Here is a 16,388-nt window from a genome sequence, read left to right on the forward strand (position 1 = left end):
GGTGCATATGGAATTGTCGCGCTCCGGTCCCTGGCTCCATCACGAACCAGTAATAGCACACCTGCATTAGTTTCAGCGGCAGGAATCCTCCCCGGTGCCGAGCGCGTGGCCCGGCCGATGCCGACCATGAATCCGTACCAAGCAGCGCCGCGCCCTGCCGCGGCCTGTCCGGCGGATCTCGCCGGACAGGCCTCCGGCCCCCAGGAGGGCTCAGCACTTGAGCAGGAAGGTGAAGTCGCCGGAGAGCTTGCCGCTCAGCCGGACTGACGAAACGAGCCTCCCGTCCGTGATCAGTCTCTCGACCTCGGCCCGCGAAAGACCGCAGCCTTCAGCGATCAGTCGCACCGGCCGGACAGGAATCCGCGCCGCGAAGCGGACCGAGACGTCGATCACCTCACGGTCCAGGTGATCCGATCCGCCGGTGTCGAGACGCCAGGCGTTGTCCCAATCGAGGGCGATGCGATTGCGGCGCACCACAATCGGGTCCCTGAGCAGTTCGGCCGCCAGGCTCGGATCGTTGTCATGCAGACGGTCCAGCAGCTCGGATCGTATGGAGCGCACAGTCATCCGCTCCATGACCGTGAGCTTCGTGGTCACCCCGCAAGTGGTGCAGAGCGCGAGGAGCCAGGCGTCGATGAGCTTGTGATGTGCGTTGACGCGAAACTTACCGCTTGTCCGGAAGCCGTCCGACGCGCACACGTGGCACCGACGGCGAACGAGCGGCAGACAGACGGGTTGGACTACCCAGTTTTCGAGCATGGAAGTACACCTGTTCCAGTGAGAAATCCGCAGCAGAAAGACGCGCGGCGCAGATGCGCGACGCGCGAGGAATTAGCGCTCGGGAGGTCTCACAGGAGGTACAACGGCATGTCCTTGGTCAGGCGACTCGGCTCGACAGCATGGTATTGACACAGAGCCGCACTGCTCCACTGATTTTCGGACATCGAACGGTCACGAGGCGCGCCGAGAGATCGACCCCGGACCACGAGCGGTGTCCCCGCACGGTGGAAACTGGAGCGCGACAAGATCATCGCCCAACCCATCGCCAAGGAACACCGTGCCCGACTCCCCTGCGCCCCTCTCGGTCCGGCTCACGCGCCGCGCCCTGATCCTCACCGCCGTCGCACTCGCGACGCAGCCCGTGCCCGCCGCCTTTGCCGCACCCGCCCCGGTCCGGATCACCGAGGGCCAGGTCGCCGAGGCCGAACCGGGCCGAGGGATCCTCTACCCCTCGGTCACCAGCTGCCTGACCGTCACCCTGCGTCTGGACGGCGGAGCCAAGATCGGTGCGCACGCCAGTCTCTTCCAGGTGCCCGGTGCCTTGCGGTCCGACGCGATCCTGGCCGCGACCGCGCGGCAGGCGGGTACCCGGCCGATCAACGCCGTCGAGGTGCGGGGAGCGGTCGGCGCCTGGCATCCCTCGTACTTCACCAAGGCCATCGAAAGCTACGGCGACGGCGAGCCGGTACCGGTCCCGCAGCGGCCCGACCCCGACGGCATCGCCCGCGCGGTGGCCGCCGGACTCGGCCTGCCGGAGCGCGTCCCGGTGACGGTGCGCGACGTGCCCGACGGCGATCAGACAGTGAACTGATGGGCCCGCGCATGTGATGCCCCACGGACGGAAATCGGTTGCGGTAACTGGCCGTTCGGGTATGCCCTTTTGTTCGCCCTCCCTGGCACAGGATCTTCCGCGTCGGACGTATTACCGCCTAGCTTTAGCGCATCACGACCTCGGCAATGCGACAGACACCCGACTCGCGAGGAGATCCCGATTTGGACACGAAAAACGATCCACCGCTCGACGGCATCGCTGTCCGCGGGCGCGGATTGATCAAACGTTTTTCCGACCTCACCGCCGTCGACAGCGTGAATATCGATGTGTACTCAGGAGAGTTCTTCGGACTGCTGGGCCCGAACGGTGCCGGCAAAACCTCGACGATGCGCATGCTCAGCTGCATTTCCCGGCCCACGGGCGGCGAACTGAGCGTCCTGGGCCGCAATCCCCGGCGCGACGCCGCGAAAATCCGTGCACGCCTGGGCATCGTGCACCAGGAGAACAATCTCGATATCGATCTCACGGCGCTCGAGAACCTCACGACCTACGCGCGATACTTCGGATATCCCAAGCCGGAGGCTCGCCGCCGCGGCAGGGAGATGCTGCATTTCGCTCAGCTCGACGAGAAGGCCGACAGCAGAGCCGACGAATTGTCCGGCGGTATGCAGCGCCGACTCGCCATCGCCCGCGGCCTGGTCAACTCCCCCGCACTGGTGTTCCTGGACGAACCGACCTCGGGACTCGATCCGCAGATGCGCCACATCGTGTGGCAACGTCTCCTCGAGCTCAAACAGCAGCGCACGACCATGGTCCTCACCACGCACTACATGGATGAGGCGGAACAACTCTGCGACCGCATCGTCATCATGGACCGTGGCCGCATCGTCGCCGAGGGCACACCACAGATGCTGATCAAGGAACACGCCGGCCAGGAAGTCGTCGAACTCTGGTTCCCCGACAACCCCACCGAGGAGACGACGCTGCTGATCAGCGGGGTCGCCGAACAATTCGATATCTTGCCCGACCGGCTGATTCTCTACGTACCCGACGGCAAAGCCGCGGTCACCGAGGTACACCGCCGCGGACTGTCCCCCGCCCGGGTCACCGTCCGCCGATCCACCCTGGAGGACGTCTTCCTGCGCCTCACCGGACGAACCCTGGCGGAATGATATGGCCCCCCAAGCGATTACCGTCCTCGAACGGCACGTCAAGCTGTACCAGCGGCTCTGGCGCGCCTCCGCATTCTCCTTCTTCATTCTGCCGATCCTGTTCCTGGTCAGCATGGGCTGGGGTGTCGGGCAGTTCGTGCATACCATCGACGGCCACGATTACCTGAAATGGATCGCGCCGGGTCTGCTCGCCTCCACGGCATTTCAGATCGGTGCGAACGAATCCACCTACGGGGTACTGAGCGAATTCAAATGGGTGGGCGGGATTCACGCGATGCGCTCCACACCTGTCCGCATCCCCGATATGGTGCTCGGCTGGCTGCTCTACGTCCTGATCGTCACCGAGGTCGCCACCGGCGCCTTCTTGATCGTGGCGTGGGCCTTCGGTGCGCTCACCCCGGGACTGGTCATATCCGCGCCCCTGGTCAGCGGGCTCGTCTCGGTCGCGGTCGCCGCGCCGACCACGGCGTTCTCGGCGGCGATCGACGATATGGACTGGTTCCTGTTGCTGTCGCGCTTCCTGATCCTGCCCGCCGTCCTGTTCTCCGGCGTGCTGTTCCCGGTCAGCCAGCTGCCCGGCTTCCTGCAGCCACTGGCCTACTTCTCGCCGCTCACCCACGCTGTCGCACTGTTGCGCGACTTCACCTTCGGTCACCCGCCACTGCTCGCATCCGTAGGCAACGTCGCCTATCTGCTCATCTGGCTGGCCGTCGGATGGTGGCTGGCGAATCTCTCGTTCCGACGCCGCCTCGAGGATTGAGGTCCCGACATCATGGCTACCGCCGTCTCCACAGGTTCCGCCGCTCCGGATCGGACATTCTCGGTCCATGTCCTCACCGTGCTCGAACCCATGTTCATATTCACCTTCAAGCACCGGCGCGGGGTGAAGCTGTTCAGCGCGATCTGGCTGTCATCGGTGATCGAACCCGTGCTCTATCTGCTGGCGCTGGGTCTGGGCGTCGGCAGTCTCGTGCACCGCCAGATCGACACCGACGGCCGCACCCTGAACTATGTGCATTTCGTCGCGCCCGCGATGCTCGCCGTCTCCTGTATGGCCGGTGCGATCGCGGCGTCGATATTCAGCTTCTATACCCGGCACAAGCAGCACGGCATGTTCCGCATGATTTCGACGACCTCGATCACCACCCGCGAACTCGTGGTCGGCGACTGGTTGTGGGAGATACTGCGAGTGTCCATGCTCAGCGGCATTTTCGTCATCGTCCTGGCCGCGGCCGGACTCGTCGGAATCGGGGGCGCCTTCGTCACTTTCGCCGCGACCGTCCTCATCAACGGCGCGTTCAGTGCCGTCGGTATCGGACTCAGCATGCTGCTGCGCGGCTGGCAGGACTTCGATATCGTCACCGTCGGCCAGACCGTGCTGTTCCTGTTCTCCGGCACCTTCTTCCCTATTACTCAATACCCTTCCTGGGCACAGGTTTTCGCCGAACTCACCCCGCTGTATCACGCTATCGAACTGCTGCGCGGCATCACCAACGGCGTATACGGGCTCGGACTCCTCGTGCATGCCGGCTATCTCCTGGTCATGACAGCCGCCGGACTCGCATTCGCCACCTGGCGGGTCGACGCGGACCTACGCGCCTGAATCCACCGCCTCAGGGCCACAGCAGGTTCCGGGTCCAGCAGCCGTCCGACGCCTCGTAGCGCAGGCGTCGGTGTCGGCGGCCCGGGTCGCCCTGCCAGAACTCGACCTGGTCAGCACGAACCGCATACGAGATCCACTCGTGCGGAACCAGATCGGGATCCGACGCCAACTCCAGACGTGCCTGTTCCAGTGCTCGGTCCACTTCGCGCGAATCGGTGAACGGTTCGCTTTGCCGCCGCGTCAATGCCATCTGTCGCGATCCGGCCGGACGGTCGAGGAAGTCCGCTGCGGCGACCTCCGGCGGGTCCGCAACGACCGGACCGCACACTCGAACCTGCCGCACCACCTCCGGCCAGTAGAACGTCAGCGCCGCATACGGATTCACCGCGAGATGGCGCCCTTTCCGGCTGGCGGAACTGGTCGAGAAATGCCAGCCATCGATATCGGCGTCCTTCAGGATCACCATCCGCGCCGACGGGCGCCCGGCCTCATCGACGGTCGACAACGCCATCGCATGCGGTTCGGTCACTCCCGCTGCCATCGCGCCGGTGATCCACGCGCGGAACAGCGTCACCGGATTGTCCGGCGCCACATCCGGATCGAACTCGGGCGCCACTCCCTTCAGCACCGGAAGCGTGCGAAGTTCCGCACGCAATCCATTACCTGCAACAACGTGCTCAGTCATCCGAACCTCCTGATCCACTCATCACCTTTCCACCCACGGCAACCGCGCAGGCCCGAGAACCTGCGCGCGGTCTCAAGCCGACAGCATGCCCGTTGCGAAGGCGACAATCGCGATGAGCACCATCAGGCCGGTGAGGGACGCGCCAACGACATTGCCGCGTTTGGCCCGCTCGATGCGTTCGGCCTTGTCAATCCCCTCCTCCTTCGCCGACGGAAGGAAGAACAGCACGATCATGCCGATGCAGCCGGCCGCGAAGATCCAGGCGAACACCGAGAAGCCGCACCGGTAGGCCAGCGCGCCCATGGCCACCACCATTAACAGCGATAACAGCAAAGTCCCCCCAGGCAACGCAATCCGGTCCGAATTGCCGGATTTTCCGGCCGGAGCATAGCTGGTATCGGCGTGTTCCGCGAATCTCCCTGACCGCCAGCGGATCCCCGGCCTCGCAGCGATACCGGCCCCGCATCCGTTGAAGGTCTACACCGCGCGCACGCTTCCATCACGACTCGACACCGCACGATCGCCGCTACGGCTCGAGATACAGCCGTTCGTTCGGTAAACGAGGAAGCCCGTGCGGATCGTCGTCGATCACATCGATCGCGTCCTGCCAGTGCTTGTCTCGCCACTCCTGCACGAAAACTGTCGCGGCGCTCAGACATGCGGCGAAGTCGAATCGCAATCCGTGCAGGAACACCGACAGATGCACATCCGCCTCCAATGGCCTCGGGGACATCGCGTTATCGCACACGACACGTCGGGCACTCATCCGGCGAGTCGTACGGGTGAAGATGTCCGAGCCTGATCAGCTCGAGCCGACAACCGCGCTTCATCTCGCACGTTTCGAAGGTGCAGTCAGCGTGCAATTCGCTGCCCAGTTCGCGGTGCATTTGAGTCGCGGGCATCGCATGTCCGGGGTACTGATGCACCACAGGATTCGTCGCTGCTCTCACTGTCTGATCCCACCTTCTCGACTGCTGGCCAATGTCATGGAATTGGAAACTCGACTACATCGCTCCTCGAGACTCGCAGGACGGCAGTGAGATGCACAGGGCGAAGACGCCGATTCCCTTCCGCGACTTTGTGTTTGAACTTGCGGGATTACCCGAGCTCCAAAACGCGGGGTAATCTCTAACAAATCGAGGGGTAGACAAACTATGTGATCTGTAGTCACAGTCATTACGGCACAGGTCCGACCGGCGGGGGTGAACTCAGTGGCGCGGGAACGGCTTTCGAACCTTCAGCTCGCTCAGCGAATCGGCGCCGCGGGCTGGACTCAGGCTCGTCTCGCGGAGCTGATCAACGAGCGCGTGGAAGCAATTACCGGTCGAATTGGCACGTATACCGACGAGTCGATCCGGAAGTTACTTCGCGGAAACCACACGTGGCCTCATAAGCCCTACCGCGACGCCCTCTGTCAGCTGTTCGACTGCACGCCCGCTGATCTCGGCTTCTTCAACCTCCGCACGGCGCGTAACTTGGATCCTGAGGACCGACAGGAGATCGATGTGCGCCGGCAGGACTTCCTTCGCGGGGTGGTCGCGATGCCCGTCGTCGCCGCGCTACCCGAGGGCGTTCGGGAGGCGGCGGTCCAGCCGATCGAGCGAACCGCGCCGACTCGGGTAGGACGGGAACACGTCGACCGGGTCACAGCGTGGGCAACGCTGTTCCGTCAGGCTGACGATGCCGGACTCGGCATCACCGAGGGCATGGTCGCGCAACTCCGAGTCGCAGAGACCTATCTCGATGTCCAGGCGACTCCCGAGGTCGAACGAGCGCTGCGGACGGCAGTCGCGACCTTCTTCCGCGTCGTGGGGTGGGCGCACTACGACCTTGGTGAACACGAGGGCGCCAGAAGCAACTTCGAACAAGGCTGGCGCCTCGTCCAGGACAACGGCGAATGGTGGATACGGGCCGCGATACTCACGTGCATGGCACGTCAGTCCATCTACCGCGGCGACTTCGAGGATGCCCTGGACAAGCTCGGGATGGCCTCGATTCGAGCCGACAAGCTGTCGCTACTGCGACGGGCCGATATGGCCGCCGTGAAGGCCCGAGCATTCGGCAAACAAGGGAATCGTCGCGAATGCGTCCGCGCCGTGCGAGAGGCCGAGCAGTTCTTCTTCGAAGCCCAGGGCGAGGATCACCCGGACACGCGGTACGAGGGTTTCGGAACGTACTACAGCGAGAAGCTGCTCACTTCCGATGTTGCCCAAGGGCTGTTCGAGCTGGCGTTCACCTGCGGGGTAGAGCTGCCATGCACGATCGAACGACTCGAACTGGCGATACAGCTCTCGGACGAGCACGCACGATCGCGGCTGCTCAGCATGGCGAGGCTCACGGCTCTCCATCTGAGACGCGGCGATGTCGACAAGGGCGTCACCCTTGGCGAAGGTCTGATCGAGAGGGCCCAGGGAACGAGATCGGCACGGATCATCCGCGATATCCGGACGATCTACGACGTGACAGCGACCCCTCGGATCAAGAACATGTCCAAGGTCGGGGAACTACGCCGCAATACCCGTGATCTCCTGCGCGATCTCTAGCGCTGGAACGATCGATCACCATCAGATGAGAAGGAGCTCCGAATGCTCGCAGCGTTCTCGATCACACCCGTCGGCGTCGGAGAAGACGTGGGCCGAGAGGTGGCAGAGGCCGTCCGCGTGATCCGTGAAAGTGGACTGCCCAACCGGACCGCCGCCAGCTTCACCGAAATCGAAGGCGAATGGGACGAGGTCTTCGGCGTCATCAAGAAGGCCACGGATGCCGTCATGGCGGTCTCGAGTCGCTGCAGCATCGTGATCAAGGCGGATATCCGGCCCGGCCGCACCGATACCCTCACCGCCAAGGTCGAATCCGTCGAACGCTATCTGACAGAGCAGAATGCGATCTGACTACGCCTTCGGGTTCCGTTCCTCGCGCTCCAACTCGACCGCCCGGCGCATGGTTTCCCGGGCGCGACTGCGGTCGCCCGCGTAGTCGTAGGCGCGGGCGGCGCGGTAGTTGGTGCGCCAGTTGTCCGGGTCGGCCTCCCATTCCTGTTTGACCTGTTCGAAAAGCGCATCGGCAGCGGGCTTTTCGATGCGGCCGGAGGGGCGGCGCGGAAGGTCCGAGACGTCGAGTTCCAGGCCCTCCTCGTGCATGCGGCGGGCCAGGCGCTGGTGGGACAGCGCCGCGCGGATGCTGGTGGCCACCACCCACAGGCCGACGATCGGGAGAATCAGGACGCCGATGCCCATGGCCAGGGCGGCGGGTTTACCGGATCCTATGAGTTCCACCGCGATTCGGCCCAGCAGCAGGAAGTAGAACGCCAGCGCCAGGACCAGGAAGGTGAGGAAGCCGACGATCTTGAGTACCTGGCGGTCGGGGGTGTTCACAGGTCCAGGAGCGGATCGAGGCCGACGGTCAGGCCGGGGCGGGAGCCGATCTGCCGCACGCCCAGCAGGACGCCGGGGGCGAAGGAGGTGCGATCGAGCGAATCGTGGCGGATGGTGAGGGTCTCGCCCTGGGTGCCGAACAGCACCTCCTGATGGGCGACGAGTCCGGCCAGGCGGACCGAATGCACTCGCACGCCGTCGACACTCGCGCCGCGGGCGCCGTCGAGTTCGGTCGTCGTCGCGTCGGGGCTCGGGCCGACGCCCGCCTGCTTGCGTGCCTCGGCGATGATCCCGGCCGTGCGATAGGCGGTGCCCGAGGGCGCGTCGGCCTTGTTCGGGTGGTGCAGCTCGATGACCTCGACCGAATCGAACCAGCGCGCGGCCTGTTCGGCGAACCGCATCGACAGCACCGCACCGATGGCGAAGTTCGGCGCGATCAGCACCCCGACCTCGGGCTGTTCGGCGAGCCAGCCGCGCACCTCGTCGAGGCGGGCCTGATCGAAGCCGGTCGTGCCGACGACCGCGTGCACACCGTGGTCGACGAGCCAGTGCAGATTCGGCATCACCACATCGGGATGGGTGAAATCGACCACGACCTGTGTGCCGTGCGCCATGAAGACGTCCAGCGCGTCGTCCTTGTCGACCGCGGCGACCAGTTCCAGATCCTCGGCCGCATCGACGGCCGCGCAGATGGCCTGCCCGACCTTGCCGCGCGCACCGAGCACACCCACCCGGATCCGGTTCGTGGTCACCGTCAACTCCTCACCTGCCGTCAGACACTTCCGCCCGAGCCTATCGTCCGCGATTCAGTCGAAGACGATCACCTGCCGCAGCCCGTGCCCGGCGGCCAGCTCGTCCATGGCGTGATTGATGTCGTCGAGGCCGATGCGCGCGGACACCAGCCGCTCCACGGGCAGCCGGCCCGACCGCCACATCCGGATGTATTCGGGGATATCGCGCGCGGGCACCGCCGAGCCGAGATAGCTGCCGACGATCGAGCGTCCGCCCGCCACCAGGGCGAGCGGCGAAATGCTCGCGCGCGCTTGCGGATTCGGCAGCCCGACGGTCACCGTGGTACCGCCCGCGGCGGTCGCGGCCACCGCGGTCTCGAAGGCGCGCACAGAGCCCGCCGCCTCGATCACGGCCTCGGCCTGGATGCCCCGCTCGGCCAGTTCCGCGGGGGTGTAGACCTGGGTCGCACCGAGTTCGGTTGCCAGCGCGAGCTTTTCGGGCAGGGTGTCGACGGCGATGACCTCGCAGCCGAGCTCCTCGCGCAGCGAGGCCGCGGTCAGCACGGCGGCCATCCCGACCCCGCCGAGCCCGACCACCATGATCCGGTCCCCCGGCCCCGGCTTCGCCGAATTCAGCAGCGCCCCACCGCCGGTCAGCACCGCGCAGCCGAGCACGGCCGCCACCTCCGGCGGCACATCATCGTCCACCGGCACCACCGACCGCCGATCGACCACGGCATGCGTCGCGAATCCGGACACCCCGAGGTGATGATGCACCGGCACCCCGCCCCGGCTGAGCCGCCGCCCGCCTCCGAGCAGCTCCCCGTCGTTATTGGCCACACTGCCGGGCACACACGGCGTCCGCCCGTTCGTGGCGCATCCGTCGCACGCACCGCAGCGCGGCAGAAACGTCATGACGACCCGCTGCCCGACCGCGAGATCACTGCCTCCGGGACCGATCCGCTCGACCCGGCCCGCCGCCTCGTGTCCGAGCAGCATCGGTACCGGTCGCACTCGATTCCCGTCCACCACAGACAGATCCGAATGACACAGCCCCGCGGCCTCGATCCGGATCAGCAACTCCCCCGGCCCCGGTTCCCCGAGTTCCAGGTCGTCGACAACGATCGGCCTGGAATCAGCGAACGGCGTCGGATCACCGATCCGCTCCAGCACGGCCCCACGAATCCTCATATCCGCGACGCTACCGCGCGGCGGTCACGTCGTCGTGGAATCGATCCGTCGTGCGACCAAGGCGGTGGTCGAGGTGACCTCGGTACCGATGACGAGGGCGTAGGCGCGGGCGAGGTCGGCCAGTGCGCCGGCGGCGTTGCCGGGTTGCAGTTCCGCCACTTGGCCCGCCTCGAGGCCGATCGCCTCCAACAGGCTCGCGCGCGCCGATCCGGCCGCGGGCTCGTCCCGGACGACGATCACGGGAATCTGCTGGCCGCCCTCGAACGGCAAGTCCTGCTCGGAGGAGGGGAGCTGTTCGGTCGTCATGTCGAAAGGTTATCGCGCAGCAACGATTTTGCGACGGAAGCTTGTGTCCGATTTGTCCCGAACTCTTGTACTACAGACCGTAGTAAGTAATAATGGAGGCATGGCCACATGTAGTAGCTCCACTACATAACGTCTGGCCATTACTACGGGAGGGCATATGACGGTCAGCGTGGACCGCCGTCCGATCATCGGCTTCGTCGCAGCGGGAATCGTGGTTCTCGCGGTGGCCGGGTTCGCGGATCGGCTTCTGATGGGTGTATTTCTTTGCGCCGGAATGGCATTGGGCTGGGCGAATGCGTGGCTGACGCGCGTTGCGGCCGTGCGAATCTCGGGTGATCTCTGGTCGGGCAAGCAGTGGCTGGCCGCGACGACCGGATTGCGGTTGTTCGCGATCACGGCGTCGGCGCTGGTCGTGAGCGTGCTGACCCGGCCCGACGGATTCGGAATCCTGTTCGGATTGGTGGCCTTTCAGCTCGCCGCGTCGCTGCGGGTGGCCGTGCCGGTGCTGCGCGGTGCGCGATGACGAAAGTCGAAGTGGGACACCATGAAACGGCGCGAGTGTTCGGGATGGACTTCCATGTCGACACCATCCTCGCCACCGGGGTCGCCGCCGGAGTCGTGCTGGGACTCGCGTTCTATCTGCGGATCAGGCTGACCTCCGGCGTCCCGAACGGGGTCCAGCTGTTCTTCGAGACCGTGACGGTGCAGCTGCGCGCTCAGGTCGAAAACGCCGTCGGACTTCAGCTCTCGCCGTTCGTGCTGCCGCTGGCGGTGGCGCTGTTCGTCTTCGTGCTGCTGTCGAACTGGCTGTCGGTGCTGCCGGTGCAGTACGGCGACGGCGAGTTGATCGGACCGCCTGCGGCGGATGTCAACTTCACCTACGCCCTCGCACTGTTCGTATTCGTTTGCTACCAGGCTGCGGGGATCGCGCGGCGCGGACCGCTCGGACATGTGAAACAGGTGCTGAAGGGGCATATGGGCTGGGGACCGATGGTGATCATCAACATCATCGAGGAACTGGCGAAACCGCTGTCGCTGGCATTGCGGTTGTTCGGCAACATGTTCGCGGGCGGGGTGATGATCTCGGTGATCGCCATGCTCCCGGCCTGGCTCAGCTGGGGGCCCAATGCCGCGTGGAAGCTGTTCGACCTGTTCGTCGGGCTCATCCAGGCCTTCATCTTCGCGCTGCTGACCATCCTCTACTTCGGTCAAGCCACCGCGCGCGAAAACCACTGAGTGACAACCACATTCCTGTTCAACGAAGAGAAGGAATAGAGATATGACTGACGTGACCCATGCGACGATCATCCAGGCCGCGGCGCTGATCGCGGGCGGACTGATGATGGTCGGCGGCGCGATCGGCGCGGGCTACGGCAACGGAATGGCGGGTTCGGCGCTGATCAACGGCGTCTCCCGGCAGCCGGAGGCCGAGGGCAAGCTGCGTGGCAACTATCTGATGGCGGTCAGCCTGGTCGACGCCGTGTACTTCATCAATCTGACATTCATGGCGCTGTTCGCCTTCGCGGCACCGGGCAAGTAATGCCATGACCACGGAAATCCTTGCGGGACAGAACTTCCTGATCCCCGACGGCACCTTCTTCGTCGAACTGTCGATCTTCCTGATCACCCTCGCGATCATCTGGCTCTTCGTGGTCCCGCCGATCCGCGAGGTGCTCGTCGAGCGCGAGGCCCGCGTCGAGCGGACCACCGCCGACGCGCGGCGGGCCGGGGAGGTCTTCGCGGCGGCCGAGGACCGGTATCGGTCCTCGGTGGGACAGGCCCGTACCGAGGCCGCGCGGCTGCGGGACCAGGCGCGGGTCGAGGGCCGGGCGATCCTGATCGCGGCGCGCGAACAGGCCCGGGAACGATCCGACGAGATGGTGGCCGGGGCCACGATCGAGCTGCGAGCCCACGCCGATGCGACGACGGCACGGCTGCGCGGGCAGATCGATCCGCTGGCCCGGGATCTGGCGGACCGAGTGATCGGAGGTGGCGGCACATGAACGACCGGGACGGTATCTACGACATCGCCTGGAACTGGCCGGTATTCCTGAGTCAGCTCTTCGGCTTCGCGGTCATCATCGGCGCACTCCTCAAATGGGTTGTGCCGCCGGCGAAGTCGATGATGGCACGGGCACAGCACACGATTCGCGATCAGCTGACCGACAGCGCGGAGGCCGCAAACCGCTTGGCCGCCGCCGAACGCGCCTTCGCCGAGGCGGCCGCGACGGCGCAGGCCGAGGTGGCCGATATCCATCGAGAGGCGCGCGCCGACGCCGAATGGATCGTCGCGGAGGTCCGCAAGACCGCGGCCGCCGAGGTCGACCGGGTGCGCAGGCACGGCATGGATCGGGTCGCGCAGGTGCGGCGGCAGTTACGCCACGATATCGGCCACGATCTCACCGTCGCGGCGCTCGACCGGACCGAGGCCGTGGTCCGCGAACGCCTCGACTCGCCCCGGGCCAGATCGGCGAGTATCGACCGATTCCTCGAGGAACTGGCGGCGACGACGAAGTAATCGGTCAGTCCGCACTCCCGTCCGCATCGCCGGGCGGGGGTGCGGCCGGGACCGGCGGCCACGGATCCGGCTTCACGGTGGCCGGTTTGAGCGAGGGGTCCGGATCCCAGAAGAATTCGGTGCCCACCCACGACCGGGGGCGCGAGAAGTCGATCTCGGCCGCCGCGAACGCGGTTCGGCGGAAGGAGATCTCGCCGAAGAAGTCGCCGCCGGTGAAGTCCACCGTGCGGCCGTCGAGGATCGCATCGTCGAAGGACACGGTGCCGTGGTACTCGGCGCCGGTGAAATCGGTGCGCACTGGCGGGCCCTGACGCCAGCGCGAGCGGACGCCGAAGCGAGTGGCGGCGAAGATGATACGGCCCGCATAGAACTGGACGTCTTTGAAACTGATCACCGGACCGGCGAATTCGGTGTCGTCGAAGCGGATTCGGGTGCCGTCGAGGGTGGCGTTCTCGAAGGTGGTCGTCGCGCCGTGGAAACGCACCGCGGTGAACTCGGTCTGCTCACCGGCGAATACGACCGAACGGAAATCGGTGAGCTCGGTGCGGAATCGGGCCTGCCCGAACTGGGCCACATCGGCGAAGGCCGCACCACGGAAACACACCTCCGGCCCACGAAAGACGGCCCGTTCGAACGAGACCAGGGTGTCGAACCGCGCACCCTCGAACCGCACGCCGCGCCCGCGCCGCTCGGACCGCCCGCCCTCGCGCGCCGCGAATTCGGTCTGCCGGAACAGCGTCCGCTCGCCGCGAAACTCGGCGTCCCGGAAGGAGATATAACGCCCGATGAATCGCGCGTACTCGAACGTCGTCGGCCGCGGTCCGATGAATACCGTCCGCGCGAAATACGTTCGCTCCCCGGCGAATACGGCATATCGGAAATCGCAGCTCTCCAGCACCGCGCCCGCGAAGTCGAAATCCCGATCCGACCACGAGATCTCGGCCGAGGGCCGCAGATGCGCCACGATCACATCCACGATCGCGCGCCGCACCTCCTGGTCGTTCTGCCGGAACTGGTAGCGCAGTTCGACCTTCGACGCACCGTCCACGGTCTCGGTGCGGGAGACGAGATGATTCGCACCGGCATCGGGTTCATAGGGCAGCCGCAGATAGCCGCACAGCACATCGATGCACTGCTGACGCCTGCTCACCGCCCCGAATTCGTCGGCCACTCCGGCCATCGCATACACACCCGCGATCCGCACCGCCACATCCGGATCGCCCAATTGCCTTGCGGCCGCGCCGAACAGCTCGGCGAAGCGGCTGCGTTCGGAATCGCGTTGCCGCCGATACGCCACCACCAACGCGACCGCGGCGCCGACCCCGGCCGCTACCGACAGCGCGATCTTGGTGAGATCCAACTGATTCGGCGTCTCCGCCCGCGCACCCAGCGCCAACCACAGCAACCACCAGGTGACCGCGGCGATCGCCAGCCCGCCGGTCACCGCGAACATCACCGACAACAACAGCGCCGAGCGCTGCACCCTGCGGTTGAGCCGAGCGCCGAACCTCCCCCGCCACCACATAGCCGCATCGTATCCGGGCGGGCCGCCGACCCGCAGTCCGACCAGCAGTCCCATTGTCTGCCACGGTCGTTCACGCGGGCGGCGGCCCCGGGCGAGTCAGGCGCGGCTGCCGCGCACTCCCATACCCGCCGCGCCCAGGCACGCCAGCGCGACCACCACGACGAACCACGGGAACACCGTATCCATCCCCCAGGTCGTGGCCGCCCAGCCCGCGAGCACCGTCGGCAACGCCATCGCCGTATAGGCCAGCAGGTAGTAGGCCGACATGGTCTCCCCGCGCTTATGCTGCGGCACCACATTCGACAGATGCCGCAGCGATCCACCGAAGCCGAGCCCGAAGGTGCCGCCGAGCACCACGCTCGCGATCAACACGACCGCCCAATTGTGGGTCGCCAGTGCGGGAATCGTCAGCAACAGCGCGATCGCCATCCCGGTATCACCGGCGATCGCCGCCCGTCGCGCCGGAATGCCGGTCGCGAACAGCTGCGCCAGCGCACCCGCGGTGGCCGTCGAGGCGACGACCGCCCCGCCGAACACCAGATTGTGCACCCCGGTCTTCGCCGCGGCCAGACCCGGATACAGCGACAGCAGCACGCCCAGCACCGACCAGGCCGCCATCACACCCAGCGCGGAGAACCAGAAATCGGCCCGAATCTCCTGCGGCACAGCCGGTTTCGCGATCCGGATAGGTCCGGCCACGCGCGCGGTGTGCGTCTCCTCCATCGCGATCACACCGGCCACGATCGCCAGGCACACCACCGTGATTACCACATAGGGCGTGCGCAACGGATGCGGAACGTACTGCGCCAGCAGGGCCGAACCCAGAATCGCCACGGCCATACCGACATTGAACGCCACACCGGTGAGCTGTCCGGACCGCGCGCCGCGGGCGGGCCGCAGATCCAGCAGCGCCGCCGCACCCGCGACCACCGTCGCGCCGACCGCCATGCCGTGCAGCGCCCGCGCGAGCAGCAGCATCGCGACGTTATCGGCGAACAGGAACACCACCAGGCCGAGCACCATCGTGGCGAATGCGCCCAGCAGCACCGGCTTTCGGCCCACGGCGTCGGAGATCTTGCCCGAGACCAGCACCGCGGCCAGCGCGGCGATCGCGTACACCGCGAACACGATCGTGGTGGTGAGCGGGGAGAAGTTCCATTGCTTCTGGTAGATGCCGTACAGCGGGGCGGGCACGCCGGACACCCCCAGTGCCACCCCGCTGGCGACGAGGATCAGTGCATAGGCCCAGGGCTTGGTCGCCCTCTCAGCGGGGGCAACCGCCATAGTCGCTGCCATCGATCCCTCTCCATCAGGTAAGTTTGATTCTGATCGAACTCAACACTCCCGATTTCGGTTCGATTCCCATCGAACCGGTAGTGAGGTAGATCATGACGAACTCTCACGCGATCGTCGAATCATTTCCGGTCGGCACGGTGCAGGCGGTGCTGAGCGCACTGCAGGATCCCGTGCGCCTCGAAATGGTCCGCCGGCTCAGCAACGCCGGCGAGCCGATGCGCTGCGGCCTGCTCTACGACACGATCAACAAGTCGACCGCGACACATCACCTGAAGACTCTGCGCGAAGCGGGCATCACCGAACGCATCGTCTCCGACGGCCACACCTACGCGCGCCTGCGCACCGACGAGGTCGACGAGGCCATGCCCGGGCTGCTGCACGCGATCGTGGGCGCGGCCAACCACGCCCACGGCTCGCCCGACTGATCCGTCCCCA

Annotated in this window: 22 protein-coding genes; 12 read left to right on the forward strand and 10 right to left on the reverse strand. The window is 66.0% G+C overall.

From position 1 onward, the window contains the following. Positions 1 to 210: 210 nt before the first annotated feature. Positions 211 to 759 (reverse strand): DUF1062 domain-containing protein, encoded by a 549-nt coding sequence (locus tag ACIA76_RS22185; protein ID WP_397153738.1) that lies wholly within the window; start codon positions 757 to 759, stop codon positions 211 to 213. A gap of 298 nt (positions 760 to 1,057) precedes the next feature. Between ACIA76_RS22185 and ACIA76_RS22190 the strand changes: the two genes are divergently transcribed. The 4 genes from ACIA76_RS22190 to ACIA76_RS22205 all read left to right on the forward strand — a co-directional run bounded on the left by ACIA76_RS22190 (position 1,058) and on the right by ACIA76_RS22205 (position 4,327). Further along, the gene (locus ACIA76_RS22190) at positions 1,058 to 1,591 is read left to right on the forward strand and encodes a hypothetical protein (protein WP_397153739.1); all 534 of its coding nucleotides are present in this window, start codon (positions 1,058 to 1,060) and stop codon (positions 1,589 to 1,591) included. Positions 1,592 to 1,773: 182 nt separating this feature from the next. Beyond that, the gene (locus ACIA76_RS22195) at positions 1,774 to 2,724 is read left to right on the forward strand and encodes an ABC transporter ATP-binding protein (protein ID WP_397153740.1); all 951 of its coding nucleotides are present in this window, start codon (positions 1,774 to 1,776) and stop codon (positions 2,722 to 2,724) included. A gap of 1 nt (position 2,725) precedes the next feature. Then, entirely contained in the window at positions 2,726 to 3,484 is a 759-nt protein-coding gene (locus tag ACIA76_RS22200) for an ABC transporter permease (protein ID WP_397153741.1), read from the forward strand. A 12-nt stretch (positions 3,485 to 3,496) separates the two neighbouring features. After that, complete coding sequence (locus tag ACIA76_RS22205; RefSeq protein WP_397153742.1) at positions 3,497 to 4,327, forward strand: ABC transporter permease; 831 nt, start codon at positions 3,497 to 3,499, stop codon at positions 4,325 to 4,327. Positions 4,328 to 4,337: 10 nt separating this feature from the next. Here the strand turns inward: ACIA76_RS22205 and ACIA76_RS22210 are convergent, their stop codons facing one another. From ACIA76_RS22210 to ACIA76_RS22220, 3 genes are all read right to left on the reverse strand, one after another. Then, positions 4,338 to 5,012 carry a pyridoxal 5'-phosphate synthase gene (locus ACIA76_RS22210; protein WP_397153743.1) on the reverse strand — a complete coding sequence of 225 codons (675 nt, stop codon included), beginning with the start codon at positions 5,010 to 5,012 and terminating at the stop codon, positions 4,338 to 4,340. A gap of 72 nt (positions 5,013 to 5,084) precedes the next feature. Then, positions 5,085 to 5,315 (reverse strand): hypothetical protein, encoded by a 231-nt coding sequence (locus ACIA76_RS22215; RefSeq protein WP_397153744.1) that lies wholly within the window; start codon positions 5,313 to 5,315, stop codon positions 5,085 to 5,087. 223 nt (positions 5,316 to 5,538) lie between these two features. Further along, positions 5,539 to 5,778, reverse strand: coding sequence for a hypothetical protein (locus tag ACIA76_RS22220; RefSeq protein WP_397153745.1), 240 nt, complete (start codon positions 5,776 to 5,778; stop codon positions 5,539 to 5,541). 739 nt (positions 5,779 to 6,517) lie between these two features. On the opposite strand from ACIA76_RS22220, the gene ACIA76_RS22225 reads away from it, so the two are divergent. Both ACIA76_RS22225 and ACIA76_RS22230 read left to right on the forward strand, forming a co-directional pair. After that, a complete protein-coding gene (locus ACIA76_RS22225; protein WP_397153746.1) occupies positions 6,518 to 7,555 on the forward strand; it encodes a hypothetical protein in 1,038 nt (345 codons plus the stop codon). Positions 7,556 to 7,597: 42 nt separating this feature from the next. Then, the gene (locus ACIA76_RS22230; protein ID WP_397153747.1) at positions 7,598 to 7,903 is read left to right on the forward strand and encodes an MTH1187 family thiamine-binding protein; all 306 of its coding nucleotides are present in this window, start codon (positions 7,598 to 7,600) and stop codon (positions 7,901 to 7,903) included. Here the strand turns inward: ACIA76_RS22230 and ACIA76_RS22235 are convergent, their stop codons facing one another. The 4 genes from ACIA76_RS22235 to ACIA76_RS22250 are packed head-to-tail and all read right to left on the reverse strand — an operon-like array spanning position 7,904 to position 10,614. Beyond that, positions 7,904 to 8,386: a hypothetical protein gene (locus tag ACIA76_RS22235; protein WP_397153748.1), complete on the reverse strand. Its 483-nt coding sequence runs from the start codon at positions 8,384 to 8,386 to the stop codon at positions 7,904 to 7,906. Next, the gene (gene dapB / locus ACIA76_RS22240) at positions 8,383 to 9,138 is read right to left on the reverse strand and encodes a 4-hydroxy-tetrahydrodipicolinate reductase (RefSeq protein ID WP_397153749.1); all 756 of its coding nucleotides are present in this window, start codon (positions 9,136 to 9,138) and stop codon (positions 8,383 to 8,385) included. Before dapB ends, ACIA76_RS22235 begins: the two co-directional genes overlap by 4 nt. A 54-nt stretch (positions 9,139 to 9,192) precedes the next feature. Continuing rightward, positions 9,193 to 10,308 carry an alcohol dehydrogenase catalytic domain-containing protein gene (locus tag ACIA76_RS22245; protein ID WP_397153750.1) on the reverse strand — a complete coding sequence of 372 codons (1,116 nt, stop codon included), beginning with the start codon at positions 10,306 to 10,308 and terminating at the stop codon, positions 9,193 to 9,195. Positions 10,309 to 10,332: 24 nt separating this feature from the next. Beyond that, complete coding sequence (locus tag ACIA76_RS22250) at positions 10,333 to 10,614, reverse strand: hypothetical protein (RefSeq protein ID WP_397153751.1); 282 nt, start codon at positions 10,612 to 10,614, stop codon at positions 10,333 to 10,335. A 157-nt stretch (positions 10,615 to 10,771) separates the two neighbouring features. On the opposite strand from ACIA76_RS22250, the gene ACIA76_RS22255 reads away from it, so the two are divergent. The 5 genes from ACIA76_RS22255 to ACIA76_RS22275 are packed head-to-tail and all read left to right on the forward strand — an operon-like array spanning position 10,772 to position 13,132. Continuing rightward, positions 10,772 to 11,137, forward strand: a complete 366-nt coding sequence (locus ACIA76_RS22255; RefSeq protein WP_397153752.1) for a hypothetical protein — start codon at positions 10,772 to 10,774, stop codon at positions 11,135 to 11,137. Next, the gene (gene atpB / locus ACIA76_RS22260) at positions 11,134 to 11,850 is read left to right on the forward strand and encodes a F0F1 ATP synthase subunit A (protein WP_397153753.1); all 717 of its coding nucleotides are present in this window, start codon (positions 11,134 to 11,136) and stop codon (positions 11,848 to 11,850) included. Before ACIA76_RS22255 ends, atpB begins: the two co-directional genes overlap by 4 nt. 43 nt (positions 11,851 to 11,893) lie before the next feature. Beyond that, positions 11,894 to 12,154 carry an ATP synthase F0 subunit C gene (gene atpE, locus ACIA76_RS22265; RefSeq protein WP_397153754.1) on the forward strand — a complete coding sequence of 87 codons (261 nt, stop codon included), beginning with the start codon at positions 11,894 to 11,896 and terminating at the stop codon, positions 12,152 to 12,154. 4 nt (positions 12,155 to 12,158) lie between these two features. After that, a complete protein-coding gene (locus ACIA76_RS22270) occupies positions 12,159 to 12,617 on the forward strand; it encodes a F0F1 ATP synthase subunit B (RefSeq protein WP_397153755.1) in 459 nt (152 codons plus the stop codon). Next, positions 12,614 to 13,132, forward strand: coding sequence for a hypothetical protein (locus tag ACIA76_RS22275; protein WP_397153756.1), 519 nt, complete (start codon positions 12,614 to 12,616; stop codon positions 13,130 to 13,132). The genes ACIA76_RS22270 and ACIA76_RS22275 overlap by 4 nt, the downstream gene beginning before the upstream one ends. Positions 13,133 to 13,136: 4 nt before the next feature. On the opposite strand, the gene ACIA76_RS22280 is transcribed toward ACIA76_RS22275, so the two are convergent. After that, the gene (locus ACIA76_RS22280) at positions 13,137 to 14,711 is read right to left on the reverse strand and encodes a pentapeptide repeat-containing protein (RefSeq protein WP_397153757.1); all 1,575 of its coding nucleotides are present in this window, start codon (positions 14,709 to 14,711) and stop codon (positions 13,137 to 13,139) included. A 42-nt stretch (positions 14,712 to 14,753) separates the two neighbouring features. After that, the gene (locus tag ACIA76_RS22285; RefSeq protein ID WP_397153758.1) at positions 14,754 to 15,953 is read right to left on the reverse strand and encodes an MFS transporter; all 1,200 of its coding nucleotides are present in this window, start codon (positions 15,951 to 15,953) and stop codon (positions 14,754 to 14,756) included. Between the two features lie 92 nt (positions 15,954 to 16,045). Here ACIA76_RS22285 and ACIA76_RS22290 point away from each other — a divergent pair, with 92 nt between their 5' ends. Next, complete coding sequence (locus ACIA76_RS22290; RefSeq protein WP_397153759.1) at positions 16,046 to 16,378, forward strand: ArsR/SmtB family transcription factor; 333 nt, start codon at positions 16,046 to 16,048, stop codon at positions 16,376 to 16,378. Positions 16,379 to 16,388: the final 10 nt, after the last annotated feature.

It is taken from the genome of Nocardia sp. NPDC051570, from assembly GCF_044454005.1.
In the GTDB taxonomy this organism is placed as follows: Bacteria; Actinomycetota; Actinomycetes; order Mycobacteriales; family Mycobacteriaceae; genus Nocardia.